The sequence below is a fragment of the Actinoplanes sp. HUAS TT8 genome (genome assembly GCF_051380535.1).
GTDB lineage: Bacteria > Actinomycetota > Actinomycetes > Mycobacteriales > Micromonosporaceae > Actinoplanes.
This window is the reverse complement of sequence record NZ_CP195646.1, coordinates 10697620-10722408: the sequence shown is the minus strand read 5'-3', so window position 1 is coordinate 10722408 and position 24789 is coordinate 10697620. Positions and strand designations below refer to the sequence as shown.

Sequence of the window (24789 nt, the reverse complement as noted above, 5' to 3'; positions counted from 1 at the left end):
ATGCGCATCGCCATCGCGGGAGCCGGCAACGTGGGCCGCTCCATCGCTCAGGAACTGATCGGCAACGGCCACGAGGTGATGCTCATCGAGCGGCAGCCGCGCCAGCTGCGTCCCGAGCGGGTGCCCCAGGCGCAGTGGATCCTGGCCGACGCCTGCGAGCTGAGCAGCCTGGAGGAGGCCGACGTCGCGTCCTGCGACGTGGTGGTCGCCGCGACCGGCGACGACAAGGCCAACCTGGTGGTGTCGCTGCTGGCCAAGACCGAGTTCGCGGTCGCCCGGGTGGTGGCCCGGGTGAACCGGGCCGAGAACGAGTGGCTCTTCACCGAGCAGTGGGGGGTCGACGTCTCGGTCAGCAAGCCGCGCCTGATGGCCGCCCTGGTCGAGGAGGCGGTGACGGTCGGCGACCTGGTCCGGCTGATGACGTTCCGGCAGGGTGAGGCCAACCTGGTGGAGATCACCCTGCCGAGGAACGCGCCCTACGAGGGCCAGCCGCTGCGGTCGGTGCCGATGCCGCGGGACGCGGCGCTGGTCGCCATCCTGCGCGGCAAGCGCGTGGTCGTGCCGACGCCGGACGACCCGCTGGAGGCCGGCGACGAGCTGATCTTCGTGTGCACCACCGAGGTGGAGGACCAGATCCGCGCGGTCGTCCTGGGGAACGCCTAGTTTTTTTCCGCCGAGTTGATGCGGTGGATGAACCAGGCGGTGAAGGCGAACGTCGCGGCGTAGATCGGCCAGCTGATCAGGATCCGCACGACACCCAGAGCGTTCGCCTCGCCGAGCTTCCACAGGTAGAACTGGATGCCGGCACGCGCCGCCAGGGAGACCACCCAGAGCAGGGTGAGCCATTGGAAGGCGCGGAACAGCCGCGCGTTGCCGAACCAGTCCTGCCGGCCCTTGTTGGCCATGATGCCCCAGGCGTAACCGATCAGCGGCTTGCGGAACGCCACCGACACCAGCAGCACCGCCGCCTGCCCGAACGTGAGCAGAATGCCCGGCAGGTAGAAGTTCTTCGCGTCGCCGCTGCGCCAGGCCAGCCACGCACCCAGCGCGATGCCGAACAGCCCGTTCACCGCGTGCCGGACCGGCTGCTTGCGGGCCAGCCGGACGGCGCCGATGGCGACCGCCGAGCCGACCGAGCCGATGATCGCCCAGAGCAGCGCGGTGCGCTTCTCCAGCCCGATCACGGACTCGCCGAACAGCACGTTGAACAGCACGAAGGCGAGGACCGGGACGCTCGACTCGATCAGGCCGCGCACCCCGCCCAACTGCTCGGCGATCTGCTCGCTGAGCGGCGGGAGCGGCTCCTCCTCGTCGTCCTGAGGAACCGGGTGCAGGTCGAGCTCCTCGACGACTTCCTCGGCGAGCCGCTCCTCGACGGTTTCGTGCGCCACGTGGCGCGGCTCGTTGCCGGGTGTCACCGCGGCGCCTCCAGCTCGTAGTACGGGTTGTAGATGACCTTGCGGTCGTCCCGGATGGCGATCCGGCCACGCGCGGTGAGCTGGCGCCCGGGCTCGATGCCGGCGATCGACCGGCGACCCAGGAAGACCAGCGTGACCACGTCACTGCCGTCCCAGAGGTCGGCCTCCAGGGTCGGCAGGTTGGTGCGTGGAGTGTACGCCACGGTGCGCAGTCGCCCGGACACCGAAACGACCTGGCCCCGCCGGCACTGGCCGGCGGGCATGGCGCCGCACTTGGCGGAATCCCGCTGCAGCTCCTGAGCGTCGAGCTCGGAGTCGGTGGCGGTCAACCGGTCAAGGAACCGGCGCAGGCCGGTGCGCTCGTCGGTGGTCATGAGTTCACGGTAACCCGATCGGGGCTCAAACCTGCTGTGCGGGGTTCTGTTCGGCCATCTCGCGGGGCAGTCGCAGCGGCAGCGGCTCGCGCACCGGGCGCGGCTCGTCGTCGCGGATCACGACCAGGCCCTCCAGCGCGACGCCGAGCACACCCTCGCGGGCCGGGTCGGAGGCGGCCGCGCCCTGGAACAGGGCCCGGACCATCCAGCGGGGGCCGTCGACGCCGACGAACCGGACGTCGGCCGGGCCGTCCGGGGTGTTGACCCGGGCGATCAGCTCGGTGCCGTACCGCCCGGTGACCTCGCGGGGCTGCACGCCGTCGTCGCCCATCGCGGTGGCGATCTCCTCGCGCACCTCGTCCCAGATGCCCTCGGTCTTCGGCGCCGCGAACACCCCGAGCTGCAGAGCGCTCTCGCCGTCGACCAGGACGACCTGCTCGATGCCGCCGTCCGGGTTGGCCTGCACCCGCACCTCGACGCCCTCGATGGCCGGGATCTGCAGGCTGCCCAGGTCGAGCCGCTGCACGTCGCCCGGAGCGTGCCGGACGTCCCACGGGCCGAACTCGGGCGCCGGGGCTTCCCCGTCGGCCGCCAGGCTCTGGGCGAGCGCCTTGGAGGGCGGCGCGTCGGCGGAGCGTACGTGCTTGGCGCCCTCGCGCTTACGGGAGAACATCACTGCCAGCCTTTCTTACTTTTCAGGGCTCAGAGGGCCTGGTGGCCGCCGGTCGAACCGTGGCCGCCCGCGCCGCGCGAGGTGTCGTCGAGGGTGTCCACCGCGTGGAACACCGCCCGCTCCACCCGCTGGACGACCAGCTGGGCGATCCGGTCACCACGGGAGATCTTCACGGTCCGGGCCCGGTCGTGATTGATCAGGTTGACGAGGATCTCGCCACGGTAACCGGCGTCGACCGTACCGGGCGCGTTGAGCACCGTCACGCCCAGTCGCGCGGCCAGTCCGGAACGGGGGTGGACCAGCCCGACGAAACCCTCCGGGATGGCGATCGCGATGCCGGTCCGGACCTTGACCCAGGTGCCCGGTTCGATCTCCGCGTCCTCGGCCGCGACCAGGTCGGCGCCCGCGTCGCCCGGGTGCGCGTAGTCCGGAAGGGGGAGATCCGGGTCGAGCCGGCGGACCTGGATGACTACCTCGGTCAAGAAAACTTCCTCACATACGTACGGGCGGAGTCGGTGCCTACCCTGCCATCCTGCCGCGCCCCGCAGCGGAGGCACGCCGTACCCTTCGAGGGTGACACCCCAGCCCCCGGCCCGCACCGCCGAGACCTACCAGGAGCGCCTCGGCCTGCCGTGGTGGGCGTGGCCGTCGAGCCTGCTGACCGGCGCCGTCGTGGCCACCGAGCTGACCCTGGGCGTGCCCGACCTGCCGGCCTGGTTGCCGTACGCGATCCTGCTCCCGCTCTCACTGCTGCTGATCTTCCCCCTGGGGCGGCTCCGTGTCGCCGTACGGGATGGTGAATTCCTGGTCGACGACGCGCGTCTGCCGACCTCGGTGATCGCCGGCGTGGTCGCTCTGGACGCGGCGGGCAAGCGCGAGGCGCTGGGCGTCGGCGCGCACCCGCTCGCCTTCGTCGTCCAGCGCCCGTGGATCGGCACGGCCGTGCAGGTCCTGCTCGACGATCCGGCCGACCCGACCCCCTACTGGGTGATCAGCAGCCGGCGGCCGGTCGAGCTGGCCACCGCGTTGCTCGAGGTCAGCCGTCGAGAGCGCGCCGCTCAGGCGTCTTGAGCGCCTTCTTGCGCAGGTCGTCGCGCACCTTGTCGCCGATCGCGCGGGTGGCCCGCCGGTTCAGGTAGCCGGCGACGGCGGCCCCGGTCAGCATCGGGCCCATCGAGGTCAGGTTGCGCCCGAACCGGCGCAGCAGCATCTTCTGCAGCTCACCGCGGGCGGCAGTGCCCAGCACACTGGCCACGCCCGTCCCCGGCACGAGCGGGTTCACCCCGCGCTGCCCGGCCCAGGCCTGGATCAGCGCCAGGGCCCGTTCGGTGCCGTTGCCGACGATCGGCGCACCGTACACCTCGTGCAGCTCGCCGATCAGCTTCATCTCGATCGCGACCACGGCGATCGTCTCCGCCGACAGCAGCACCGGGGCGGAGAGCAGGGTCGGCGCCGCGGCCCACTCGACGGCGGCGACACCGCCGCCGGCCGCACCCACGCCGGCCGTCGCCCGGGCGGCGTTGCGGATCAGTCGGTCCGCGAGGGCGTCGTCGTCCAGGTCCGGGAAGTGCCGGCGCAGCGTCTCCCGGCTGCGCACCGGGACGTGCGGCGCCACATCGGCCACCACGTCGGCCATCCAGCGCAGAGCCGCCTTCGGCTTGAACAGCTGGCCCACGCCACGACGGCGCACGTCACCGACCAGCCGGCCGAGCAGGCGCCGCCGGCCTGACGGCTCCAGGTCGTCCTCGGTCAGGGCCGCCACGGTGCGGCCCAGTTCCTCGTCGGCCCGCGCCTCGGCGGGTGTCTCCGTCGGGTCGGTGCCGATCGCGGGCGGCTCGGAGCCGGTAACGCGGTCCGGTTCAGTCATCGTCCGTCCTCCCCGTCTTCGTCACCGGTACCTGTGCCCGGTTCAGCGTCAGGGTCAAACCCCGTGTCAATGCGAGCGCCCCGGATCAGGCGCACTCGCGGCAGATCAGCTCCCCGTTGCGCTCGGTCGCCAGCTGGCTGCGGTGGTGCACGAGGAAACAACGCGAGCATCGGAACTCGTCGGTCTGCATCGGCAGAACCTTGACGGTCAGCTCCTCGTCGGCGAGGTCGGCGCCCGGCAGCTCGAAGCTCTCCGCCACCTCGACCTCGTCAACGTCCACCGAGCCGGACTGGGAGTCAGCACGGCGCGACTTCAGCTCCTCGAGGCTGTCCTCGCCGAGGTCGACCTCATCGCGACGCGGGGCGTCGTAGTCGGTGGCCATCGGTCTTCACTCTCCTGTATCGATGTGTCACTTGGCGTTAGTAACGCCAATGGCATGGTTTCGGTTCCCGGTTCCGCCAGACGATTTCTGACACTCGCTCAAACATCGAGCACCGGCCTGGCGAGCGCGGAACCTTACCGCTGTTGCGGCAGAGTTGTACGCCCACTGGCGGCACATTGTTCCCGATGTGACTGAGGCGACATCAAAGTAGGGGTACCAGCCTCTGGATCATCGTCGGCACGCCGGAAGCATTCCCTGTTTCCGCGCGCCTGGCGGACAGACGTTAACCTCTCGACAGGCCCGGCGACCTCACCGGGACCTGTCGTCCGATCCTGGAGCCAACCCCATGAGCTTTGCGCGCGTCCGAGCGCTTGTCGTCGTCGGCGTGCTCGCCGTTGCCGCGATCGTCTTCGTCGTCGTCGCCCTGGTGCGCGACAAGCAGGCGGACATCGCCAACGGCGCCAACTGCCCCGACGGCGCCCCGCTGGCCGACGTGCAGCTGCCGGACGACCCCGCCGAGGTGACTCTGAAGATCCTCAACGGCACCGCCCAGGTCGGTCTGGCCGACAGTGTGACGACCGAGTTCAAGAACCGCCGGTTCACCGTCCAGCCGTCCGGCCAGAGCAAGACGAAGTACAAGGGCGTCGCCGAGATCCGCTTCGGCCCGGACGCGGTCGGCAAGGCGCAGCTGGTCCAGGCATACTTCCTCGCCCAGTCGGACATGGTCTACAACGCCAAGCGTAAGGGCGCGGTGGTCGAGATCGTGATCGGAAGCAAGTTCCAGTCCCTCGCGACCACCACCGAGGTCAACCAGTCCCTGGTCGAGATCGGCGAGCCGACCCTCCCGCCCGGCGCCTGCGTCAAGCCGGCCACCAAGAAGCCCGAGGACGACTGAGGCGTACGGGTCGGCCCCACACTCGCACCGAGGCCGCCGGCGCCCCCCAGCGGGGCTCTGAGCGGCCTTTACGGCCCACCGGCGGCGTCCAGCTCGACCAGCAGGTCGTGCAGTTCCGGATGAAGCGCCGGTGGGGCCAGCAGCACCATCTCGACACCGGCCGGGGCACCGTTCAGGCCGGAGACGACCATTCCGGCCTCGGCCGCGATCAGCCCACCGGCCGCATGATCCCACGGGTTGAGACCTTTCTCGAAGAAGGCGTCCAGTCTGCCCTCCGCGGCCAGGCACAGGTCGAGGGACGCCGCGCCCAGTCGCCGGATGTCCCGCACACGGGTGATCATCCGGGCGAAGACCTGCCCCTGATGGGCCCGCCGGCGGGGGTCGTAGCCGAACCCGGTGCCGATCAGCGCCTGCCCCAGCGTGGTCTCGGTCGAGCAGGTGATCCGCCGGCCGTCGCGCCAGGCGCCGCCGCCGCGGGTCGCCGTCCACTCGTCGCCGGTGGCGGCATTGCGGACCACCCCGGCCACCACCTCGCCGTCGACCTCGGCGGCCAGGGAGACCGCGTACTGCGGCAGGCCGTACAGGTAGTTGACCGTGCCGTCGATCGGGTCCAGGATCCAGCGGACCGCGCCCGGCGCGGCACGGTCGGCCCCGCCGTACTCCTCACCGAGCACCGTGTCGCCGGGGCGCTCGGCCAGCAGCGCCTCCACCACCTGGCGCTCGACCGCCTTGTCGGCCGCGGTCACGACGTCGGTGTCGGTGCTCTTGGTCTGCACGTCGCCGATCGCCTCGTCCCGCATCCGGCGCGCGGTGGCCGCGGCCTCCCGGGCCACCCGGACGGCGATCGACAACAGCTCCTCGGGCGACGAGCCCGGAGAAATCTCGCTCACGTTTGCGTCCTTTCCGCCGATACGATTCTCGCCCGGAGCGTCTCCGACGAGGTCGTCGGCCCCCGGCGGCGTGCTGCGGGGGGAGGATCTCGGTGGACGGCGCTACAATTCACCCCTGCCCACGCTTCACGGACACTCACTGCGCTCCACCGAACAGGCCGCAGTGGGACTGTCCATGACCCGGGGGTTCCCAAAATCGACTCCGGCGAGACTCGCCCCCGCGTGCCTGCGCTGGACATGGCCGTGCCCAACCTCATCGCCTCCGGAAGGTCATTCGTGACAGAAGCCCACCAGAACGGTGCCGACGTTCGCTCTCTCACCGAGGCTTTGATCACCCATGCTCAGGGTGCGGGCGGGCAGCTCACGTCGGCACAGGTCGCGCACACGCTCGAGTCCGCCGCCGTCAACCCGGCGCAGGCCAAGAAGATCCTTCGCGGTCTGGTCGACGCGGGCATCACCGTCGTCGTCGACGGGTCGGCCAGCACCCGCCGCCCCAAGGTGGCGGCCGCACGCTCCGCCACCCCGGCCTCGAAGGCGACCACCGCCAAGACCGCCCCGGTGAAGAAGGCGGCGCCCGCCCCGAAGCAGGCGGCCCCGTCCGCCGACGCGGCCGGCAAGCCCGCCCCGGTCCGCAAGGCCACCGCCGCCGCGGCCAAGGCCGTCCCCGCGAAGAAGGCCGCCACGACCGCCAAGGCGGCGCCGGCCAAGGCCGCCAAGCCCGGCGAGGAGGGCCCCGAGGGCGAGGAGATCGACCCCGAGGAGCTCGCCGCCGAGATCGAGGACGTCGTCGTCGAGGAGCCGGCGGCGGTCGTCGCGGCGGCCGCGGCCGACGCCGCCAGCTCGGCCACCGACGGCGACTTCGAGTGGGACGACGAGGAGTCCGAGGCCCTCAAGCAGGCCCGCCGCGACGCGGAACTGACCGCCTCGGCCGACTCGGTCCGCGCCTACCTCAAGCAGATCGGCAAGGTTCCGCTGCTCAACGCCGAGCAGGAGGTCGAGCTGGCCAAGCGCATCGAGGCCGGCCTCTACGCCGCCGAGCGGCTGCGCGCCGCCGAGGAGGGCGAGGAGACGCTCGAACGCAACTTCGAGCGCGACCTCAAGTGGATCAACCGGGACGGCGAGCGGGCGAAGAATCACCTGCTCGAAGCCAACCTGCGGCTCGTCGTCTCGCTGGCCAAGCGCTACACCGGTCGCGGCATGGCGTTCCTGGACCTGATCCAGGAAGGCAACCTCGGCCTGATCCGCGCGGTCGAGAAGTTCGACTACACCAAGGGCTACAAGTTCTCCACGTACGCCACCTGGTGGATCCGCCAGGCCATCACCCGCGCCATGGCCGACCAGGCCCGCACCATCCGCATCCCGGTGCACATGGTCGAGGTCATCAACAAGCTCGGCCGCATCCAGCGCGAGCTGCTCCAGGACCTGGGCCGTGAGCCCACCCCGGAGGAGTTGGCCAAGGAAATGGACATCACGCCCGAGAAGGTGCTGGAGATCCAGCAGTACGCGCGTGAGCCCATCTCCCTGGACCAGACGATCGGCGACGAGGGCGACAGCCAGCTCGGTGACTTCATCGAGGACTCCGAGGCGGTCGTCGCGGTCGACGCGGTGTCGTTCTCGCTGCTGCAGGACCAGCTCCAGCAGGTGCTGCAGACGCTCTCCGAGCGCGAGGCGGGCGTCGTCCGGCTGCGGTTCGGCCTGACCGACGGTCAGCCCCGCACGCTGGACGAGATCGGCCAGGTCTACGGCGTGACCCGCGAGCGGATCCGCCAGATCGAGTCCAAGACGATGTCGAAGCTGCGGCACCCATCACGGTCGCAGGTTCTGCGCGACTACCTCGACTAGGACTTTCAGTCAACTTTACGTGTCCATTTGGTCACCACCCGTACATCAACGGGTGGTGATCAGACCGTTGTGCAGAAGTGATCGTTGACGTGGCACCCTGGGATCACGGCACACTAGTCGGAACCGGTGTGACCTCGGTCCCCCCGGGGCACTTTGGGAAGGCTGCAAGGGTGCAGGGTGTTGCACGATGTGTGAGCAGTAGCCGAGGAACATGTTCATCGGTGACGAACAGAGGAGGAAGGCGATGACCCCGACTCTCACGCCGCCAGCGGGAAGCCTGGCCGGCACAGCAGCCGATGAACGGTGCGACCGCTGCAATGCAGCAGGGAAGCTCCGTTTGACCCTGGCGGGTGGAGGTGACCTCGTTTTCTGTGGCCACCACGCCAACCGTTACGCCGAGGACCTGGTGAAGATCGCGGTGCAGTTCTCCGCCGATCCGGAATTCACCTGGCGCGGCGCGAACATGATGTCGAACTCCAGCAACTAACAGCAGCAACAGCGGTCCCCCAAAACTGAAAAGACGTGGTCAGGGGCGTCTCCAACGAGGCGCCCCTTCACCATGCCCACCCAAAATCAAGATCTTCATGGCCTACGTCCGCCGTGGTCCAGACCGTCGCTCCCGCGGGGACCCTTCCGGGGCTCGCAGGGCGCTGGCGCGCCCAGAACGCGAACCCCTCCAGGGCGACGTGGTCGGGTGGCTGAGCTCAACCCAAAACCCACCCCCGCGCCGCCCGCTCTCCAGCTGGCACTCACGGTCCTAATTCCGGGAAAAAACAGCCACCAGCACCAGCCGACGACCGCGCTGCCGGCCGGCACTTCGCGAGGTCGCCGCCATGCACCGCCCGGCCGCGGCTCACGCCCTCGGCCCGCTCTCAGGAGCGCGACCCGACCGGGGTCAGGCGGCTCGGGGGTGGGCGGGGAGTTCGGCGAGGTGGAGGGCGTCGCCGCCGCGACGTTTGATGCGGTACATGGCGTCGTCGGCCCGGCTCATCAGGTCGGGCAGGTCGGTCGACGGGCCGAGGGCGACGCCGACGCTGACCGTGGCGATGCAGTCCGGGATGTCGCGGACGGCCTGGATCATCCGCGTGGCCACGGCCGCGGCCTCGGCAGCGGACGCCCCGGGGAGCAGGGCCGCGAACTCGTCGCCGCCGAGCCGCGCGACCACGTCGCCGGGGCCGACCTGGGCCGACAGCGCCGCGGCGATCGCCCGCAGGGCCTCGTCGCCCGCCGCGTGCCCACGCGTGTCGTTGATCACCTTGAACTTGTCGGTGTCGACGAGCAGGACCGCGACCACGCCGGGCCGGTCGGCGACCAGGCCGGTCGCGCGGTCGAAGGCCCGCCGGTTGGCGATCCCGGTCAGCGGGTCGAGGTCGGCGGCCCGGGCGACCTGCTCGTGCTGTGTCCGCAGGATCGCCAGGTCGTGCATGGTCCGGGCCGCGTGCAGGGTGTTGAGCCGCTGCCGCCAGAGCGCGGTGGCCAGGCTGTCCCCGTAGGCGAGGGTCGACCGGGCGTCGGGTGACCCGAGGTGGGCCAGGAGCACGGCCCGGGTCCGGTGGGTGCTGGCCGACACCAGCCAGTCGGCGTCGGGCGGCAGTTCGGTGGCCGCGTCGGCCAGGACGGTCAGGGCCGCCTGCGGCTGTCCGGAGCGTTGCAGGGCGACCGCGTAGAACGGCCGGCTCAGCGCCAGCGCGTCCGGGGTGAAGCCCCGTTTGCGCAGGTAACCGGTGTAGAGCTCGATGTCGACGGCGGCACCGGCCGGGTCGTGCCGGTCGGCCCGGGCGCACGCGGCGTAGAGCAGCGCGTTGTCGCGCCACACGACCGCGTCGTCGCCGGAGACCTCGGCGGCGGCCTGGGTCGCGTACCGCTCGGCCTCGGCCGTGTGCGCCTCGGCCTCGGTCACCCGGTGGATCTGGTAGAGCTCAAGCGCCCACCGCAGGTGCATCTCGGCCAGGTTGATCAGCCACATCGCGCGGTTGCCGTTCTGCTCGCCGTCGGCCGCGCTCATCTCGTACGCGCTGCGGAATTGTGGTTCCACCAGCTCGTACAGTCGAAGTTCGTAATAGCCGATGGCGACCGCGACCCGCGAGTTGACCGCGGCCACCGGGTCGGCCTCACCGGCGGCCAGCATCTCGGCGGCGACCAGGTCGTGCAGCACGCCGTCCAGGTCGTGTTCGGTCGCGTCCAGCTCGCCCAGGCGCAGGCGCTGCCAGGCCCGGCTGGCCAGGGCGCACGCCTGCCAGCCGCCGCTGTCCTCGCGGACGGCGGCGGTCAGCATCGGTTCGACGGCGGCGATGGCGCCTCGCGGGTCGGAACGGGCGATGTGCGCCACGACCCGGACGAAGTGCATGCAGGCGGGACCGTCCACGAGGTCGCCGGTGGCCGCCCGCAGGACGGTCTCGGCCTCGGCCAGCGCACCGTCCGGATCGCCGGTCTGCGCCCGCTCCAGCAGGCGTACCGCGTGCTGCGTGATCTCCCGCATCGGCACCTCCTCGGGGCCTTATCGACCGGGAGAGGCGCCAGGCGAGAGAACTACAGCGTCTGGATCGTCGCGATCCGCTCTTCGAGCTGTTCGATCGTGGCCTGCGCGCTGGGCGGGCCGCCGCAGAGCCGCCGCAGCTCGGCGTGGATCTTCCCGTGCGGCAGGTTGGTCCGGTGATGGTGGGCCGCGACCAGGGTGTTCAGCTGCCGGCGCAGGGTCGCCCGGCGCTCCCCCGCGCTCATCGGCACGACCTTCTCGACCGGGGCCGGTTCCGGCGCGGTCTTCTCCTGGCGTTTCTGCGCGGCCATCTGCTCGGACTGCCGCTTGTTCAGCAGCATCGAGACCTCGTCGGGGGTGAGCAGGCCGGGCAGGCCCAGGTAGTCGGCCTCCTCGGCGGTGCCGGTCTGCGCGGGCAGGCCGAACGACGCGCCGTCGTAGATGACCTCCTGCAGCTCGGCCGTCGCGGACAGCGCCTCGAACTGCTTGTCCAGGTCACCGAGTGCGTCCTCGGACTTCTGGGCCCGCTCCAGCATCTCGTCGTCGAGCCCGTCCTTCTCCTTGGGGGCGCCGAGGACGTGGTTGCGTTCCGCCTCCATTTCGCTGGCCAGCCCGAGCAGGTGCGGCACGCTGGGCAGGAAGACGGTGGCGGTCTCGCCCGGCTGCCGGGACCGCACGAACCGGCCGATCGCCTGGGCGAAGTAGAGCGGGGTGGAGGCGCTGGTCGCGTAGACGCCGACGGCCAGGCGCGGGATGTCGACGCCCTCGGACACCATCCGGACGGCGACCATCCAGAGCTTGTCGGAGGCGGCGAACTCGGCGATCCGGCCCGAGGCGCCGTCGTCGTCGGAGAGGACCACCGTCGGAGCCTCGCCGGTGAGGTCGTGCAGCAGCTTCGCGTACGCCCGGGCGGCGGTCTGGTCGCTGGCGATGACCAGGCCACCGGCGTCCGGCATGCCCTCACGGACGCGGCGCAGCCGGTTGTGGGCGGCGCCCATCACCTGGGGCATCCACTCGCCCCGGTGGTCCAGGGCGGTCCGCCAGGCCTGCGCGATCAGGTCCTTGGTCATCGGCTCGCCGAGGCGGGCGGCCAGTTCGTCACCGGCGTTGGTGCGCCAGCGGGTCTCCCCCGAGTACGCCATGAACATGACCGGCCGCACGACCCGGTCCTTCAGCGCGTCCGCGTACCCGTAGACCGAGTCGGCCTTCGACCGCTGGACCCCGTCCATGCCCCGTTCGTACTGCACGAAGGGGATCGGGTTCTCGTCCGAGCGGAACGGTGTCCCGGTGAGCAGCAGCCGCCGCTCGGCCGGCTCGAACGCGTCCTTGACCCCGTCACCCCAGGTCCGCGCGTCGCCCGCGTGGTGGATCTCGTCCAGGATGACGAACGTCCGCCGGGTGATCGTGCGGCGCTTGTGCACCTGGGGCGCCATGCCGACCTGGGCGTAGGTCACCACGGCACCGTGGAAGTCCCGCGAGGAGTGGACGTCGGAGTTGCGGAACTTCGGGTCGAGCTGGATGCCGACCCGGGCCGCGGCCAGCGACCACTGGGTCTTCAGGTGCTCGGTCGGGCAGACCACGGTGACCGCGTCGACCGTTCCGTCGTTCAGCATCTCGGCGGCCAGCCGCAGCGCGAACGTGGTCTTGCCGGCGCCGGGCGTCGCCACGGCCATGAAGTCCTCGGAACGGCGGCGCAGGTACTCCACCATCGCCTTGCGCTGCCATGCCCGCAGGGGCGGGAAGGTCTCCAGGTTCGGCGCGGTCGGGCTCAAGCTCCGGTGATCCCTTCAATCCATGGAAAAACCTCCGCGGCACAGGTCGCGGAGGCGAGGCTCCAGCATAGCCACGGACGGGTGCGATCGCGGGTTACGGCACCGCGACGGGCGCCGACCATCGACGGTAGAGCGCCACCAGGCGCAGCCCGGTCATCAGGGCCGAAGCGCCGACCAGCGAGATCAGGCCGGTATGACCCAGCCGCTGGAGAATGGTGACAAGAATCGCCCCGCCCAGGGCGACGATCGCGTAGATGTCACGTTGCAGCACGATCGGGATCTCCCCGGTGAGCAGGTCGCGGGTCAGGCCACCACCGATGGCGGTGAGCATGCCGATCAGGCACGCGCCGACCGGCGGCACCCCGGCCGCCAGCGCCTTCATCGTGCCGGTCACGGTGAACAGGCCGAGGCCGGCGGCGTCCAGGACGAGAACGGTCCGCCGCACCCGGTTCAGTTTCGGGTGCAGCCAGAACACCGCGATCGAGGCGAGCACCGCGGTCACCGCGTACCGCCAGTCCGAGAAGGCCAGCGGAGGGACCGCGCCGATCGTCAGGTCGCGCAGGATGCCACCACCCAGTGCCGCCGCGAAGCCGACGAACGCGACCCCGAACAGGTCGAGGCGTTTCGCGACGCCGGCCGAGGCGCCCGAGGCGGCGAACACCGCCACCCCGATCAGATCCGCGACGAGCAGTCCATATCCGCCCGCCACGCCCCGATCAGGCCTTCATGGCTTCGTAGATCTCCTTGCACTGCGGGCAGACCGGCGAGCCCTTCTTGGGGGTCTTGGTCACCGGGAAGGTCTCACCGCAGAGGGCGACCACGTGGGTGCCCATGACCGCGCTCTCGGCGATCTTTTCCTTGCGCACGTAGTGGAACATCTCCGGACCGGTGTCGGCATCCTTGGTTTCCGGACGCTCCAGGATCTGGGTGCTCACGGGTATCTGCCCTTCAGGAGATCGTTTAGTCACGGAGCAAGCTCCGACCGACAAGTCTGACACCTCACGCCGGGTCGGTCCAACGGCAACTGCGCTGGTCCGCACCGTAACGTTGGTCAACGTGACTGACTTCGTAATTCAGTACGGCGAGCACGTGACCCGGGCCCGCCGGGACGGCCGGCCCGTGGTGGCCCTGGAGAGCACCATCATCTCGCACGGCCTGCCGCACCCGGACAATCTGCGGGTGGCCCGGGAGATCGAGCAGACCGTCCGGGACAACGGCGCGGTCCCCGCGACCATCGGCATGATCGGCGGCGAACTGGTCGTCGGCCTGGACGACGCCCAGATCGAGCACCTGGCGCTCGCCGGCGACGTGGCCAAGCTGTCGGTGCGGGACCTGGCCATCGCCGCCGCCAAACGGGCCGACGGCGCCACCACGGTCGCCGCCACCAGCGCGGTCGCCGCCGCGGCCGGGGTCGGCGTGTTCGCCACCGGCGGCCTGGGCGGGGTGCACCGCGAGGCCAACCTCACGTTCGACGAGTCGGCCGACCTGACCGCGCTGGCCCGGACCCCGATCGTCGTGGTCTGCGCCGGGGTCAAGTCGATCCTCGACGTGGGCGCGACCCTGGAACGGCTGGAGACGCTGGGCGTCTCGGTGGCCGGCTACGGCACCCGCCGCTTCCCCGGCTTCTTCATCACCGACGGCGGCTTCGACGTCGACTGGCAGCTGGACACGCCCGACCAGGTCGCCGACTTCATCCGGGCCCGCCGCGACCAGGGTGTCACCGAGGGCGCGCTGGTGCTGGCCAACCCGCTGCCGGTCGACGAGCAGCTGGACCCGGCGCTGCACGACCGGACCCTGGAGTCCGGGCTGGCGCTGCTGGCCGAGCAGGGCGTCACCGGCAAGGCGGTCACCCCGTTCCTGCTGGCGCACTTCCACTCCAGCACCGACGGGCAGAGCCTGGCCACCAACGTCCGGATCATCCTGCGCAACGCCGCCCTGGCCGCCAAGATCGCGGTGGCCGAGAACACCGGGTCGTCGGCGCCGGTGGGCTTCGCCGTGCCGGCCTGATCCGTGGGCGCCGTGATCGTCGTCGGTGACCTGGTCACCGACGTGCTGGTCGAACACGACGGGCCGATCCGGCCCGGCTCGGACACCGCCGCCGCCATCCGGGTGAGCGGCGGCGGCCAGGCGGCCAACACGGCCGCCTGGCTGGCCCACTCCGGGCAGGCGACGGTGCTGGTGGCCGCGGTCGGGGACGACCCGGCCGGCCGGGACCGGGTGGCCGAGCTGACCGCGGCCGGCGTCGGGGACGCGATCCAGGTGCAGGCCGGGGCGGTGACCGGCAGCGTCGTCGTGCTGACCGGCGCCGACGAACGCACCATGATCACCGATCGGGGGGCCTGCCTGCTGCTCGACCCCGGGCACGTGACCGCCGCGGTGCGGGCCGCGGCGCCCGGGAGCCATCTGCACCTCTCCGGTTATCCGCTGCTGCACGCCGGGTCCCGGCCGGCGGGCCTGGCGGCCCTCACGGCCGCCAAAGAACAAGGAATCACGGTGAGCGTCGACGCGGCCTCCGCTGCCCCCTTGCGCGATGCGGGGGCCGAGGTCTTCCTTGCTTGGGTACGGGATTCCGACCTGCTCCTGTGCAACGCCGACGAGGCGGACGTCCTCGCCGGTCCGGGTCCCGCCGCCGACCAGGCGGCCCGCCTGACCGCTTTCGTCCACCACGCCGTCGTCAAGCAGGGCGCCGCCGGCGCGGTCTGGGCCTCCCGCGACGGCTCGTCGTGGACCGCCCCGGCCGTCCCGGTCCCGGTCAAGGACCCCACGGGCGCCGGCGACGCCTTCGCCGCGGGCCTGCTCGCAGCCTGGCTGTCCGGAACGTCACCGCTCGACGCACTCGCGGCCGGCGCCACCCTCGGCGCCGCCGCCGTCCAGCGAATCGGCGCCCGCCCCACCCCATAACCTCCCACCCAGCGCCGCCCCAGCCGGACCTTGCGTGGCAGCCACATCGCGGCGTTGACGCCGGTCCGGCGTCGCGGCGCGGGTCACAGACCCAGCTGGTGCTCAGGGCTGTTTCCGGCCGTTTTTACAGCCCTGAGCACCAGCCGAGCCCGTGAGTCGCGGCTGGGCCTTGCGTGGCAGCCACGTCGCGGCGTTGACGCCGGTCCGGCGTGGCGGCGCGGGTTGCGGGGCTCGGCTGGTGCTCAGGGTTGTGTCTGGCCGTTTTTGGAGCCCTCAGGGCCAGCCGAGCGGCGGGGGCGCGGCTGGGGGTGGGGTGGGCTGCGGCCTTGCGTGGGACGGCGGGCGGGACTCTGGTGGGTGGGGTTGTTGGTTTGAGCGTGACCAGAAGATCAGGTCGCCCTTTCGGGCCTTGCGTTTTGGCCGCGCCAGCGGCCTGCGAGGGTCGGAAGGGTCCCCGCGGGAGCGACGATCGGGACCACGGCGGACCGGGGCAATGAAGAATTTGATCTTACGGTTTTGGGTCTCGGTCGATGATTTCGGCGTCGATGGTGATCGGCTCGACCGGGTCGGGGGTGGTCTCGGTCAGGGACATCTGGTGGCGCTCGCGGGCGGCGGCGTCGGCGGCGCGCTCGGCCTTCGACTTCGGTGAGCGGTCGTTGGCGATGAGCACGGCCATCCAGGGCAGCAGGACCATGCCGATGACGCAGAGGGTGAGCCAGAGCGGCAGCCACGGCGCGTTGACGCTGACCAGCACCCCGCCGATGATCAGGCAGGCGACGCGGGCGCTCATCATCGTGACGTAACGGATCTCGCGGCTGCGGAGCTGGTCACCGGGGCTCGGGGCGGCGTCGGTGATCACCACCGAGGGCTGCTTCTTCACAGGGGTCTCCGTCCGACCCTGCCATCCTTGCACAGGAACGGCGTCACCCCTTCGCGGCCTTGGCCTCCGCCTTCGCCGCCTTCTTGTATTCGCGCACCTTGGCCAGGGATTCGTCGTCGACGATGTCGGCGACCGAGCGGTAGGCGCCCTCGTCGCCGTAGCCGCCGGCGGCCTCCCGCCAGCCGGCCGGCCGCACCTCGATCTGCTTGCCGAGCAGCGCGACGAAGATCTGCGCCTTCTGCCGGCCGAAGCCGGGGAGCGCGAAGATCCGCTTGTAGAGTTCGGCGCCGGTCGGGGCGTCCTTCCACAGGGCGGCGACGTCGCCGTCGTACTGATCGGCGATCACCCGGCAGACCTCCTGCACGCGGGTGGCCATCGCCTTCGGGAAGCGGTGCAGCGCGGGCGGGGTCGCGAAGTGTTCGAGCAGCGCCTCGGGGTCGAAGTCGGCCAGCTCGGTCGCGGTCGGCTCGTGGCCCAGCCGCTGGGCCAGCACGAGCGGCGAGGTGAACGCCTTCTCCATGGTGATCTGCTGGTCCAGGACCAGGCCGAGCAGCACGGCCAGGGGCGAACGGTCCAGCAGCGCGTTGGCCTCGGCCGGGATGGGCAGGGAGAAAGTCATGCCGTCATGATGCCGGTTCGGCGTGCTCCTCGATGCGGCGGATCGTCCGGTCGGCCATGTCGGCCAGATATTCGACGTCGGCGTCGGTGAAGCTGCGGCGGCGCAGGTCCAGGGCGCACAGGCCGCCGACGACGTGGCCACCCGCGGTGATCAGCGGGGCGCCGATGTACGACCGCACGCCCTCGACGATGACCAGGGGGTTGTGCCGGTACCTGGGGTCGCTGGTGAAGTCGTCGATGACCCGGGGCACGCGGTCCTGGACGAACGGCGCGCAGAACGCCCATTCGATCGGGGTGCCGCCGGCCTCGTCGAACCACTCCGGGACCGGGCCGCACCCGGCCAGGAACACCTGGGCGTCGTCGAGCAGGGCGTCCACGATCGCGAACGGGGTGCCGAGGCGGTTCGAGACCGTCTTGACCACGTCGGTCAGGTAGTCCCGCGGGCCCTCGCGGTCGAGCCCGAGCCGGGCCACCTCGCGGAGGCGGACGGGGTCCCGCACCTGGGCGGGTGAGGTCACGACTGGACCGTCCGGGCCAGGGCCTCGTACGTGATCAGCCGCACCTTCAGCGAGCGCCCGGCCACCCGGCTCAGCTCACCGACCTCCATCACGTGCTCGGCCACCTTGCGCAGGTCGCCGGGGTCGGTGACCGGCCGTTCCAGGCCGAGCGACTGCACGGCGAGGCTCCACAGCCCCTCGGCCATCCTCGGACCGACCAGGTCAGCGAAGGCCTTGACCGCGTCCTCCTCGGTCGGCACCTCCTGGCCGTAGTCCTCCATGCGAGCCATCGCGACGCCTCTTCCCTCGCTCAGAACAGTTCGATTAACGGTTCGTCCGCGGTCTGGTCGTCCGCTCCGGTCTGCGTGGCATGTGTGAACCGCTGCCGGGCCATCACGTGCTTCGCTCGCAGATCATCGACGTCGATGGCTCGTTTCCGGACCTCTTCCTCGGTGATCTCGCCCCGGGCGTACCCGGTGACCGTCTCCGCCTGCCCAGAGATGTCGGCCACCGCGTCAGCAACATGTTCCAGCATCTGGCGGCTGATGTCCTGGAACTGGACATGTCCGACAGCTCCGGTGGTCTCCGAGATCAGCACGTCCGAACTCTTCTGCACCTGGCGCGCGGCTTCGACGGTGTCCCGCAGGATGCCGCTGACCATCTCCGACATCTCCCGCTGGGCGCTGGCGATGCCACCGAGCCGGCGGGTCATCGCGGTGTCCTGGTCGCCGACCGGGAAACCCTGGGCGCGATCGAACTGGGTGTCGTCGGAGAGTACGCCGTCGAGCTTGGCGGTCAGGTCGGCGATGCTGCTGCCGATGCCCTGAGCCGCCTCTGACGAGCGGTGGGCCAGTTTTCGCACCTCGTCGGCGACGACCGAGAAGCCCTCGCCGGCCTCACCGGCCCGGACCGCCTCGATCATCGCGTTCAGGGCGAGGATGTTGGTGGCCCGGCTGACCTGCTCGATCTCATTGACGTGCTCGTTCAGGTCCCGCATCTGGTCGACCAGGGCCCGGATCTGATGATCGCGGTAGATGAAGTACGAGATCAGACGGCCGACCAGTTGATCGTTGGACGAGCTGACCTGACTCAGCTCACGCTCGGTACGGCTGAGGGTGCCGGCAAGCCGGGACACGTCGCCGGACATCACCTCAGCCAGCGAGTCGACCTTCACCATCTGCTGGACGATCGCCGTCGCGGCGTCACCGGTCTGTTCGATCACGTCCCGCACGTGGCCGTCGATCACGTCGCAGTACGCCGGGACCGGGCCCAGCGCGTCGGCGACGACGTCGCCCCGGACGCTCTGCCCCGCCATCTGATCCGGACCAGGCGTCGGCCTGCGGAGCAGGCTGACCATGCGATACCTCCGTTGCGTGGGAACGCGCCCTCAGGCGCCGGGCAACACCTGCTTGATCACACCGAGCAACTGGTCGGGCCCGACCGGCTTGACCAGCCAGCCAGTGGCACCGGCGGTCTTCGCCTCGGCCCGCTTGGTCTGCTCCGACTCGGTGGTCAGCATCAGGATCGGGGTGAACCGCATACCCGGGGTCTTACGCGCCTCACGGGCGAAGGTGATCCCGTCCATCTGCGGCATGTTGACGTCACTGATGATCAGGTTCGGCTTGACCCCCTTGCCGAGCTTGTCCAGCGCCTCCTTGCCGTGGGCGGCGGTCTCGACGGCGTAACCGGCCTTCGTCAGGATCGACTTCAGGCTCATCAGCATCGTGGCCGAGTCGTCGACGAGCATCACGGTGGTCATGGTGGTTCGGTCCCCTGTCGGCTGGTGTCCCCGCCGGCTCCGGTGAGCAGCGGCAGCACCTGATCCGCCAGAAAGGCGTCCTTCGGTGCCGCTGAAATCTTCGGCCGGAAAAGCAGCATCGCCTGGAGTGCGCCGGTATGGAGATGGTTGCATCGACGCAGGCTGACCCGTGGGCGCCGGCAGGAGCGCAGCCAGCCGACGAACTGTTCCACCTCGTCGACCGTCACCACCCCGATCAGGGTGGCGTTCTCGTCATGCAGTTCGAGCGGCAAGGCCGAGCACCTCCTTCAGGTTCAGTACCAGCAGAACCAGGCCGTCGCCGAGCAGTGCGGTGCCGGAGAACTCGTCGGCGTAGGCGAGCAGACCCTCCATCGGCTTGAGGATCACGTCGACCTCGCGGTGGAACTGCTCGACCAGAAGGCCGATTCGCTGTCCGTTCACCGACGCGATCAGTACCGCACGATCCCGGTCGGCCGCCGGCGACCACGGCATCTCCAGTGCCCGGGCCAGGTCGATCACCGGCACCACCTCACCGCGCATCACCACGACGTCCTGGTGCAGGACCCGGCCCATCTCAGCGGCCGGCACCCGGACCGTCTCCACCACCAGATCCACCGGGACACCGAAGCGCTGGCCGGCCACACTGACCACCATCACCTGGGTGACCGCCATGGAGAGCGGCAGCCGCAACCGGGTGACGGTGCCGCCGCCCAGCTGGGAGCGCATGGTCACGGTGCCGCCGAGCTTCTCCACGCTGGCCCGGACCGCGTCCATCCCCACGCCGCGTCCGGAGAGGTCGGAGATCTGGTCGGCGGTCGAGAAGCCGGCCCGGAAGACCAGGTCCACGGCCTCGCTGTCGCTGAGGGCCTCCAGTTCCTCCTCGGAGATCAGGCCTTTCTCGTACGCCTTCCGCTTCACCCGGGCCGGGTCCACGCCCCGCCCGTCGTCCGAGACCTCGACCAGCACCGCGTCCCCGTCGGCGACCGCCGCGAGGGTGAGCCGCGCGGTAGCCGGCTTGCCGGCGGCAACGCGCTCGTCGGAGGTCTCGATCCCGTGGTCGAGGCTGTTGCGGACCAGGTGCACCAGCGGGTCGCCGAGGGCCTCGATGACGTCCTTGTCGGCCATCGTGTCGTCGCCTTCGGTGACCAGTTCGATGGACTTGCCGAGCCGGCGGCTCAGGTCCCGCACCAGCCGGGGGAAGCGGCCGAAGGCGACCGAAAGCGGCAGCATCCGGACGTCCATGACGGCCGCCTGCAGCTCTTCGGCGATCCGGTGCAGGCCCGCATACTGGTCCTTGATCCGGCGGCTCAGCGCGCGGCTGCCGTACTCCTCCTCGGCTGCGGCGGCCAGGAAGGTGAGCCCATTCTTGGCCACGTTCAGCTCACCGACCAGCTCCATCAGCCGGTCCACCTTCTCCTGGTCAACCTTGAGTATCCGGGTGCCGACCTGGCCGCCGGGATCGTCGGCCCGGGCGACCGGCTCGGCCGCGGCCGCGCTCCCGGCGGGCGGCGCGACCAGCGCGGCGAGCACGGGCGAATCGAGGGCGGGCGGGGTCGCGGCCGGCTCGACCGGCGCGCGGCCCAGGACACCCTCGACAGCGGCGTTCACCGCGGCACGGTCGGCGCCGCTCAGATCGAGCGGGACGCCGAGCGCATCCGCGGCCGAGGTGACCGAGCTGATCAGGGCGAGCAGCTGGGTGCCGGCCGGCTCGCCGACGGCGAGGGTGCGGTGGGCGGCGATGAGCACGGCCCGGGCGTCGGCGGCCAGTCCGGCGTCGACGTGCAGGGGCTCCACGACCACGGGCGGCGCCACCGGCCCGGCCCCGGCTTCGGCCAGGTCCTCGTCCTCCAGGTGGCGGGTGATCGCCGCGCCGTCCAGCTCGACGACGCTGATCTGGTCCGAGACATAGCGGAACAGATAGTCCAGCTCGCCGATCGAGGCGCGGGTGGCGACGACAAAGGAGACCAGGCAGGCGTACTCGTCGTACTCCTCGCGCGGCGGCCACTGTTCGGGGCGGATCACCACCATCCTGGCCAGGCCGGGCACCTGGCGGATCAGATGCAGCGGGTCCTCGGCGCGGAAGAAGCAGTCCTGATCCGGCCGGTACCGGACGAACCGCAGTGTGGACCTGGTGATGGTGAGCCAGCCGGCGGTCTCGATCAGCCACTCCGTGCCGAGGTGCGCGAGCCATTCCGGGGGTGGATCCGACCGCCGTACGACGGAAGGCCCTTGACCTTGATCAACGGCCTCGGGCTCGCCGAGCGGAGCCCGCAGCCGGGTGATCAGACCGGCCGCGTCCTGACCGGCCGTGGCGGGCAACCGCTCGTGCGCGGTAACGTGCGCGAGCCAGCCGCGGATCAGGTCGAACGCGGCGAGCAGGTCGTCGGCCATGCCGGAGTCCAGCGCCAGCCGGCCGCCGCGTACCGAGTCCAGGAGATCCTCGGCGGCATGGGTGAGCCGGGTCAGTTCCGGGAAGTCGAAAAGCCCGGAGGAGCCCTTGAAGGTGTGCGCGGCCCGGAACACCTCGTTGACCAGCTCCGGGTCGCCGGGATTGCGTTCCAGCTGCAGCAGGCCGTCGTCGACCGAGGCGAGCAGGTCGCCGGCCTCGGCCAGGAACTGGGCGAGCAGCGGATTCATGCCGCCGGGCCCCTTCCCGCGGTAAGCATGGTGGCGACCCGGACCAGCCGCTCGGCGTCCACCGGCTTGACCAGGTAGAGGTTGGCCCCGGCCTGATATGCCCGGTCGGCGTCGCCGGGCCGGTCCTCGGTGCTGATCATCAGCACCGGCGCGGCCGTCCCGACAGCCTCCGAACGCAGCGTCTCCACACAGGTGTAGCCGTTCATCTTGGGCATGTTCACGTCCACCACGAACAGGTCGTAGGACGCGGTCATGGCCGCCTCGACGGCCTCCAGCCCATTCGCCGCCTCGGCCACCTCGAAGCCGGCTTCCTGGAGCAGGCTGCAGTGATAGAGACGCACGGTCGCGGCGTCGTCCACTACCAAAACTCGGGTCATCACTTCGCTCCGGTCGGTCGCTGGTAGACGATGCCCTCCGGCAGGCGGGTCGGGGTGAAAATCGGCGAGATCCGGCTCATCGACTCGGAATGCCCGAGGAAGAGGTAGCCGCCGGGACGCAGCGCGCCGTAGAGGTTCTCGGCGGCTCGCCGGCTGGACAGCTCGTCGAAGTAGATCAGCACATTGCGGCAGAAGATCAGGTCGAAGTCGCGGAGGGCACGCATCGCCGTGGTGTCGCAGACATTCATCTTGTGCAGCGTGACCGCGCTACGGATGCCCTCGTCGACCTGGTAGCGCCCGGAGCCGACCGCGGTGAAGTACTTGTCCACCCAGGCACGCGGCACCCGCGACAGCGACCGTTCGCCGTAGCTGGCGTGCGCCGCCTTGGCCAGCACGTCGCTGTCGATGTCGGCCCCGTGGATCTCGACGTCGACGTGGTCGATCTGATCCCATTCCTCGAGGAGGCGCAGGGCGATCGAGTACGGTTCCTCGCCGGTCGAGCAGGGCAGCGAGAGGATCTTGACGGGGCCGGTCATCCGCGCCGGTCCACCCCGCGCCACCAGGGTATTCGGCAGGACCGTGCTGAGCATCGCGTCGAACTGGTAGTCCTCACGCAGGAAGTACGTCTCGTTCACGGTGAGCTGGTTGATCAGCTCCTGGAGCATGTCCGGCTTGTCCATCCGGAGCGCGGCGAACCAGGTCGTGAACGAGTCGTAGGGCGAACTGCGGACGCACGTCTCCACACGCTTGTCGACGAAGTACCGCTTGCCCGTCGTGAAGTGGATGCCGGTGCGTTTGTAGAAGTACTCGGTGAACCGGGTGAAGTCAGCATCGCTGAGGCCGGAACCGGTCGTGGTGGCGCCGGCCATCACGCCGTACCGGCCAGCCGTGGCAGTGATACCCGGACCGTGAACTGGAGGAACGGATCGTCCGGGAAGCGATCGGCGGCCGCCTGGAGGACCGGGACATGATCGCTCGTGGCGGACGGCAGGAACGCGTCGATCGCGGCCGTCACCACGTTGGGATGGTCGTCCTCGGTGATCATCCGGATCAGCCAGTCGTGTGCGGCCGGGTCGGCGAGGTCGGCGAGGACCATGGCGGTCATCACGCGTACATCGTGATCGGGCGCCGCGACCAGGCTGGGAAGAAGCGCCGGGACCGACCGCGGCATGGTCGCCAGCGACTCGGCCACCGCCGTCCGCAGCCCGGCATCGTCACTGGCCAGATGGACCGCCAGGCCGGCCGCGACCACTTCCGTGTCGTGCCCGGCGAGCGTGGTCAGCACCGCGTCGCGCACCCGCGGCTCGGACTCCAGCCCGGCGCGGGCCAGCAGCTCCGGAACCGCGTCCGGCACGTCGGCCAGATCGAGTGCGGCCTCGCGGCGGCGCTCCGGATCCGAGTCGTCGAGCTGGCGGATCAGCGCGCCCGGGTCGAGCGCGCGTGGCGTCTCCGGCTCGGCGGCCTGTTTACGGACCAGTCCCATGCCCCTCAACCTCTCTCAGCGCACCCAGTCGACAAGCCGGCCGGCGATCTCGTACGCCGGCAGCACCTCGGTGGCCCCGCCCCGGCGGACCAGTTCGCCGGGCATTCCCCAGACCACCGCGGTCTCCTGGCTCTCGGCGATGGTCCGGCCGCCGGCGATCCGGACCGCGGCCATCGCCGCGGCGCCGTCGTCTCCCATGCCGGTCAGCAGCACGCACACCAGCCGCTGGGGGTCGGCACAGCGACTCGCCGACTGCACCAGCCGGTCCACGCTGGGATGCCAGCGGTACTGCGGGTCAGCCGGCGAGGACTTCACGATCATCCCGTCGGCGCGCCGCGCCACCAGGACGTCGGCGCCACCACGGCCGATATAGACATTCCCGCGGCGGAGCGTCATGACCCGGTCGACCTCGTGCACCCTCAGCGAGCAGGCGTCGTCCAGCCGGCGGGCCAGGGGCGCGGTGAACGAGGCCGGGATGTGCTGAGCCACCACGACCGGTGCGGCCAGCGTGCCGGGCAGCTGTGGCAACAGCTCGGAGAGCAGCGCCGGGCCGCCGGTGGACGAACCGATCAGGACCAGGTCCACCTGGTTCCTCTCGGAAGAGAGGTGCTCCCGTACGGGCGGTGCAACGCCCCGCCGGGCCCGTTTGATCCTCGCTTTCGCCGCGCCGCGCACCTTGTTGACCAGCTCGGCGGCGACCTCGTCGATGTTGAGGGAGACCGTGCCGCCCGGCTTGGGCACGTAGTCGACCGCGCCCAGCTGCAACGCCTCCAGCGTGACCAGGGCGTTGTGATCAGTCAGGGAGGAGACCATGACGACCGGGGTCGGATGCTTCGCCATGATCTCGGCCAGGCAGGTGAGTCCGTCCATCTCCGGCATGTTCACGTCCAGGGTGACCACATCTGGGTGGACGCGATCGAGCTGGTCCAAGGCGTCCACCCCGTTGCGGGCGGTGTGCACCTCGAAGTCGCCCGCGTCCACGAGCATGCCCTTGAGCGCCCGCCGCATCAGCGCCGAGTCGTCGACAACCAGGACCGAAGTTGCCATC

The 24789-nt window shown here is 70.6% G+C and carries 30 protein-coding genes; 7 read left to right on the top strand and 23 right to left on the bottom strand.

All coding sequences use genetic code 11. From position 1 onward, the window contains the following. A complete protein-coding gene (locus ACSHV8_RS47960; protein WP_436527151.1) occupies window positions 1–663 on the top strand; it encodes a potassium channel family protein in 663 nt (220 codons plus the stop codon). Here the strand turns inward: ACSHV8_RS47960 and ACSHV8_RS47955 are convergent. From ACSHV8_RS47955 to dut, 4 genes are read right to left on the bottom strand one after another with little or no spacing between them, the layout of a single operon-like run. Continuing rightward, window positions 660–1418, bottom strand: coding sequence for a DUF3159 domain-containing protein (locus ACSHV8_RS47955; RefSeq protein WP_436527150.1), 759 nt, complete (start codon window positions 1416–1418; stop codon window positions 660–662). The genes ACSHV8_RS47960 and ACSHV8_RS47955 overlap by 4 nt on opposite strands. Continuing rightward, entirely contained in the window at window positions 1415–1792 is a 378-nt protein-coding gene (locus ACSHV8_RS47950; protein WP_436527149.1) for an OB-fold nucleic acid binding domain-containing protein, read from the bottom strand. The genes ACSHV8_RS47955 and ACSHV8_RS47950 overlap by 4 nt, the downstream gene beginning before the upstream one ends. A 25-nt stretch (window positions 1793–1817) precedes the next feature. Then, a complete protein-coding gene (locus ACSHV8_RS47945; RefSeq protein ID WP_436527148.1) occupies window positions 1818–2465 on the bottom strand; it encodes a DUF3710 domain-containing protein in 648 nt (215 codons plus the stop codon). Window positions 2466–2494: 29 nt separating this feature from the next. Beyond that, on the bottom strand, window positions 2495–2947 hold the full coding sequence (gene dut, locus ACSHV8_RS47940) for a dUTP diphosphatase (RefSeq protein ID WP_436527147.1): 453 nt from the start codon (window positions 2945–2947) through the stop codon (window positions 2495–2497). 91 nt (window positions 2948–3038) lie between these two features. Here dut and ACSHV8_RS47935 point away from each other — a divergent pair, with 91 nt between their 5' ends. Beyond that, a complete protein-coding gene (locus tag ACSHV8_RS47935; RefSeq protein ID WP_436527146.1) occupies window positions 3039–3536 on the top strand; it encodes a DUF3093 domain-containing protein in 498 nt (165 codons plus the stop codon). On the opposite strand, the gene ACSHV8_RS47930 is transcribed toward ACSHV8_RS47935, so the two are convergent. Both ACSHV8_RS47930 and ACSHV8_RS47925 read right to left on the bottom strand, forming a co-directional pair. Next, window positions 3502–4332 carry a hypothetical protein gene (locus tag ACSHV8_RS47930; RefSeq protein ID WP_436527145.1) on the bottom strand — a complete coding sequence of 277 codons (831 nt, stop codon included), beginning with the start codon at window positions 4330–4332 and terminating at the stop codon, window positions 3502–3504. The genes ACSHV8_RS47935 and ACSHV8_RS47930 overlap by 35 nt on opposite strands. 85 nt (window positions 4333–4417) lie before the next feature. Further along, window positions 4418–4714 carry a DUF4193 domain-containing protein gene (locus ACSHV8_RS47925; protein ID WP_067689470.1) on the bottom strand — a complete coding sequence of 99 codons (297 nt, stop codon included), beginning with the start codon at window positions 4712–4714 and terminating at the stop codon, window positions 4418–4420. Window positions 4715–5060: 346 nt separating this feature from the next. On the opposite strand from ACSHV8_RS47925, the gene ACSHV8_RS47920 reads away from it, so the two are divergent. Next, the gene (locus tag ACSHV8_RS47920) at window positions 5061–5609 is read left to right on the top strand and encodes a LytR C-terminal domain-containing protein (RefSeq protein WP_436527144.1); all 549 of its coding nucleotides are present in this window, start codon (window positions 5061–5063) and stop codon (window positions 5607–5609) included. Between the two features lie 68 nt (window positions 5610–5677). Here ACSHV8_RS47920 and ACSHV8_RS47915 read toward each other — a convergent pair whose 3' ends face one another. Beyond that, window positions 5678–6499, bottom strand: coding sequence for an inositol monophosphatase family protein (locus ACSHV8_RS47915; RefSeq protein WP_436527143.1), 822 nt, complete (start codon window positions 6497–6499; stop codon window positions 5678–5680). A gap of 276 nt (window positions 6500–6775) precedes the next feature. On the opposite strand from ACSHV8_RS47915, the gene ACSHV8_RS47910 reads away from it, so the two are divergent. Both ACSHV8_RS47910 and ACSHV8_RS47905 read left to right on the top strand, forming a co-directional pair. Further along, window positions 6776–8341, top strand: a complete 1566-nt coding sequence (locus tag ACSHV8_RS47910; protein ID WP_436527142.1) for an RNA polymerase sigma factor — start codon at window positions 6776–6778, stop codon at window positions 8339–8341. Window positions 8342–8585: 244 nt separating this feature from the next. Further along, complete coding sequence (locus ACSHV8_RS47905; RefSeq protein ID WP_014694059.1) at window positions 8586–8828, top strand: DUF7455 domain-containing protein; 243 nt, start codon at window positions 8586–8588, stop codon at window positions 8826–8828. A 408-nt stretch (window positions 8829–9236) separates the two neighbouring features. On the opposite strand, the gene ACSHV8_RS47900 is transcribed toward ACSHV8_RS47905, so the two are convergent. The 4 genes from ACSHV8_RS47900 to ACSHV8_RS47885 all read right to left on the bottom strand — a co-directional run bounded on the left by ACSHV8_RS47900 (window position 9237) and on the right by ACSHV8_RS47885 (window position 13530). Beyond that, window positions 9237–10820 carry a GGDEF domain-containing protein gene (locus ACSHV8_RS47900; protein WP_436527141.1) on the bottom strand — a complete coding sequence of 528 codons (1584 nt, stop codon included), beginning with the start codon at window positions 10818–10820 and terminating at the stop codon, window positions 9237–9239. A gap of 50 nt (window positions 10821–10870) precedes the next feature. Next, window positions 10871–12589, bottom strand: coding sequence for a DEAD/DEAH box helicase (locus tag ACSHV8_RS47895; protein WP_436527140.1), 1719 nt, complete (start codon window positions 12587–12589; stop codon window positions 10871–10873). A gap of 94 nt (window positions 12590–12683) precedes the next feature. Beyond that, window positions 12684–13298: a trimeric intracellular cation channel family protein gene (locus tag ACSHV8_RS47890; protein ID WP_436527139.1), complete on the bottom strand. Its 615-nt coding sequence runs from the start codon at window positions 13296–13298 to the stop codon at window positions 12684–12686. A gap of 7 nt (window positions 13299–13305) precedes the next feature. Further along, on the bottom strand, window positions 13306–13530 hold the full coding sequence (locus ACSHV8_RS47885; RefSeq protein WP_396337590.1) for a DUF3039 domain-containing protein: 225 nt from the start codon (window positions 13528–13530) through the stop codon (window positions 13306–13308). A 115-nt stretch (window positions 13531–13645) separates the two neighbouring features. On the opposite strand from ACSHV8_RS47885, the gene ACSHV8_RS47880 reads away from it, so the two are divergent. Continuing rightward, window positions 13646–14596, top strand: coding sequence for a pseudouridine-5'-phosphate glycosidase (locus ACSHV8_RS47880; RefSeq protein ID WP_436527138.1), 951 nt, complete (start codon window positions 13646–13648; stop codon window positions 14594–14596). A 3-nt stretch (window positions 14597–14599) separates the two neighbouring features. After that, the gene (locus ACSHV8_RS47875) at window positions 14600–15490 is read left to right on the top strand and encodes a carbohydrate kinase family protein (protein WP_436527137.1); all 891 of its coding nucleotides are present in this window, start codon (window positions 14600–14602) and stop codon (window positions 15488–15490) included. 508 nt (window positions 15491–15998) lie between these two features. Here the strand turns inward: ACSHV8_RS47875 and ACSHV8_RS47870 are convergent. Genes ACSHV8_RS47870 through cheB form a run of 12 tightly spaced genes read right to left on the bottom strand, consistent with a single transcriptional unit; the run spans window position 15999 to window position 24788 of the window. Then, on the bottom strand, window positions 15999–16370 hold the full coding sequence (locus ACSHV8_RS47870; RefSeq protein ID WP_436527136.1) for a DUF3099 domain-containing protein: 372 nt from the start codon (window positions 16368–16370) through the stop codon (window positions 15999–16001). A gap of 43 nt (window positions 16371–16413) precedes the next feature. Further along, entirely contained in the window at window positions 16414–16989 is a 576-nt protein-coding gene (locus tag ACSHV8_RS47865; protein WP_436527135.1) for an HhH-GPD-type base excision DNA repair protein, read from the bottom strand. A 4-nt stretch (window positions 16990–16993) separates the two neighbouring features. Then, entirely contained in the window at window positions 16994–17506 is a 513-nt protein-coding gene (locus ACSHV8_RS47860; RefSeq protein ID WP_436527134.1) for a GAF domain-containing protein, read from the bottom strand. Continuing rightward, a complete protein-coding gene (locus ACSHV8_RS47855; protein ID WP_436527133.1) occupies window positions 17503–17775 on the bottom strand; it encodes a hypothetical protein in 273 nt (90 codons plus the stop codon). Before ACSHV8_RS47855 ends, ACSHV8_RS47860 begins: the two co-directional genes overlap by 4 nt. A gap of 20 nt (window positions 17776–17795) precedes the next feature. Next, window positions 17796–18842, bottom strand: coding sequence for a methyl-accepting chemotaxis protein (locus ACSHV8_RS47850; RefSeq protein WP_436527132.1), 1047 nt, complete (start codon window positions 18840–18842; stop codon window positions 17796–17798). A gap of 30 nt (window positions 18843–18872) precedes the next feature. After that, a complete protein-coding gene (locus ACSHV8_RS47845) occupies window positions 18873–19244 on the bottom strand; it encodes a response regulator (protein ID WP_436527131.1) in 372 nt (123 codons plus the stop codon). Then, complete coding sequence (locus ACSHV8_RS47840; RefSeq protein WP_436527130.1) at window positions 19241–19516, bottom strand: hypothetical protein; 276 nt, start codon at window positions 19514–19516, stop codon at window positions 19241–19243. The genes ACSHV8_RS47845 and ACSHV8_RS47840 overlap by 4 nt, the downstream gene beginning before the upstream one ends. Further along, window positions 19497–21881 carry a chemotaxis protein CheA gene (locus ACSHV8_RS47835; RefSeq protein WP_436527129.1) on the bottom strand — a complete coding sequence of 795 codons (2385 nt, stop codon included), beginning with the start codon at window positions 21879–21881 and terminating at the stop codon, window positions 19497–19499. The genes ACSHV8_RS47840 and ACSHV8_RS47835 overlap by 20 nt, the downstream gene beginning before the upstream one ends. Then, the gene (locus ACSHV8_RS47830) at window positions 21878–22258 is read right to left on the bottom strand and encodes a response regulator (RefSeq protein WP_436527128.1); all 381 of its coding nucleotides are present in this window, start codon (window positions 22256–22258) and stop codon (window positions 21878–21880) included. Before ACSHV8_RS47830 ends, ACSHV8_RS47835 begins: the two co-directional genes overlap by 4 nt. Continuing rightward, window positions 22258–23127 carry a CheR family methyltransferase gene (locus ACSHV8_RS47825; protein ID WP_436527127.1) on the bottom strand — a complete coding sequence of 290 codons (870 nt, stop codon included), beginning with the start codon at window positions 23125–23127 and terminating at the stop codon, window positions 22258–22260. Before ACSHV8_RS47825 ends, ACSHV8_RS47830 begins: the two co-directional genes overlap by 1 nt. Further along, window positions 23127–23741: a HEAT repeat domain-containing protein gene (locus ACSHV8_RS47820; protein WP_436527126.1), complete on the bottom strand. Its 615-nt coding sequence runs from the start codon at window positions 23739–23741 to the stop codon at window positions 23127–23129. Before ACSHV8_RS47820 ends, ACSHV8_RS47825 begins: the two co-directional genes overlap by 1 nt. Window positions 23742–23756: 15 nt before the next feature. Continuing rightward, window positions 23757–24788 carry a chemotaxis-specific protein-glutamate methyltransferase CheB gene (cheB, locus tag ACSHV8_RS47815; protein WP_436527125.1) on the bottom strand — a complete coding sequence of 344 codons (1032 nt, stop codon included), beginning with the start codon at window positions 24786–24788 and terminating at the stop codon, window positions 23757–23759. Window position 24789: the final 1 nt, after the last annotated feature.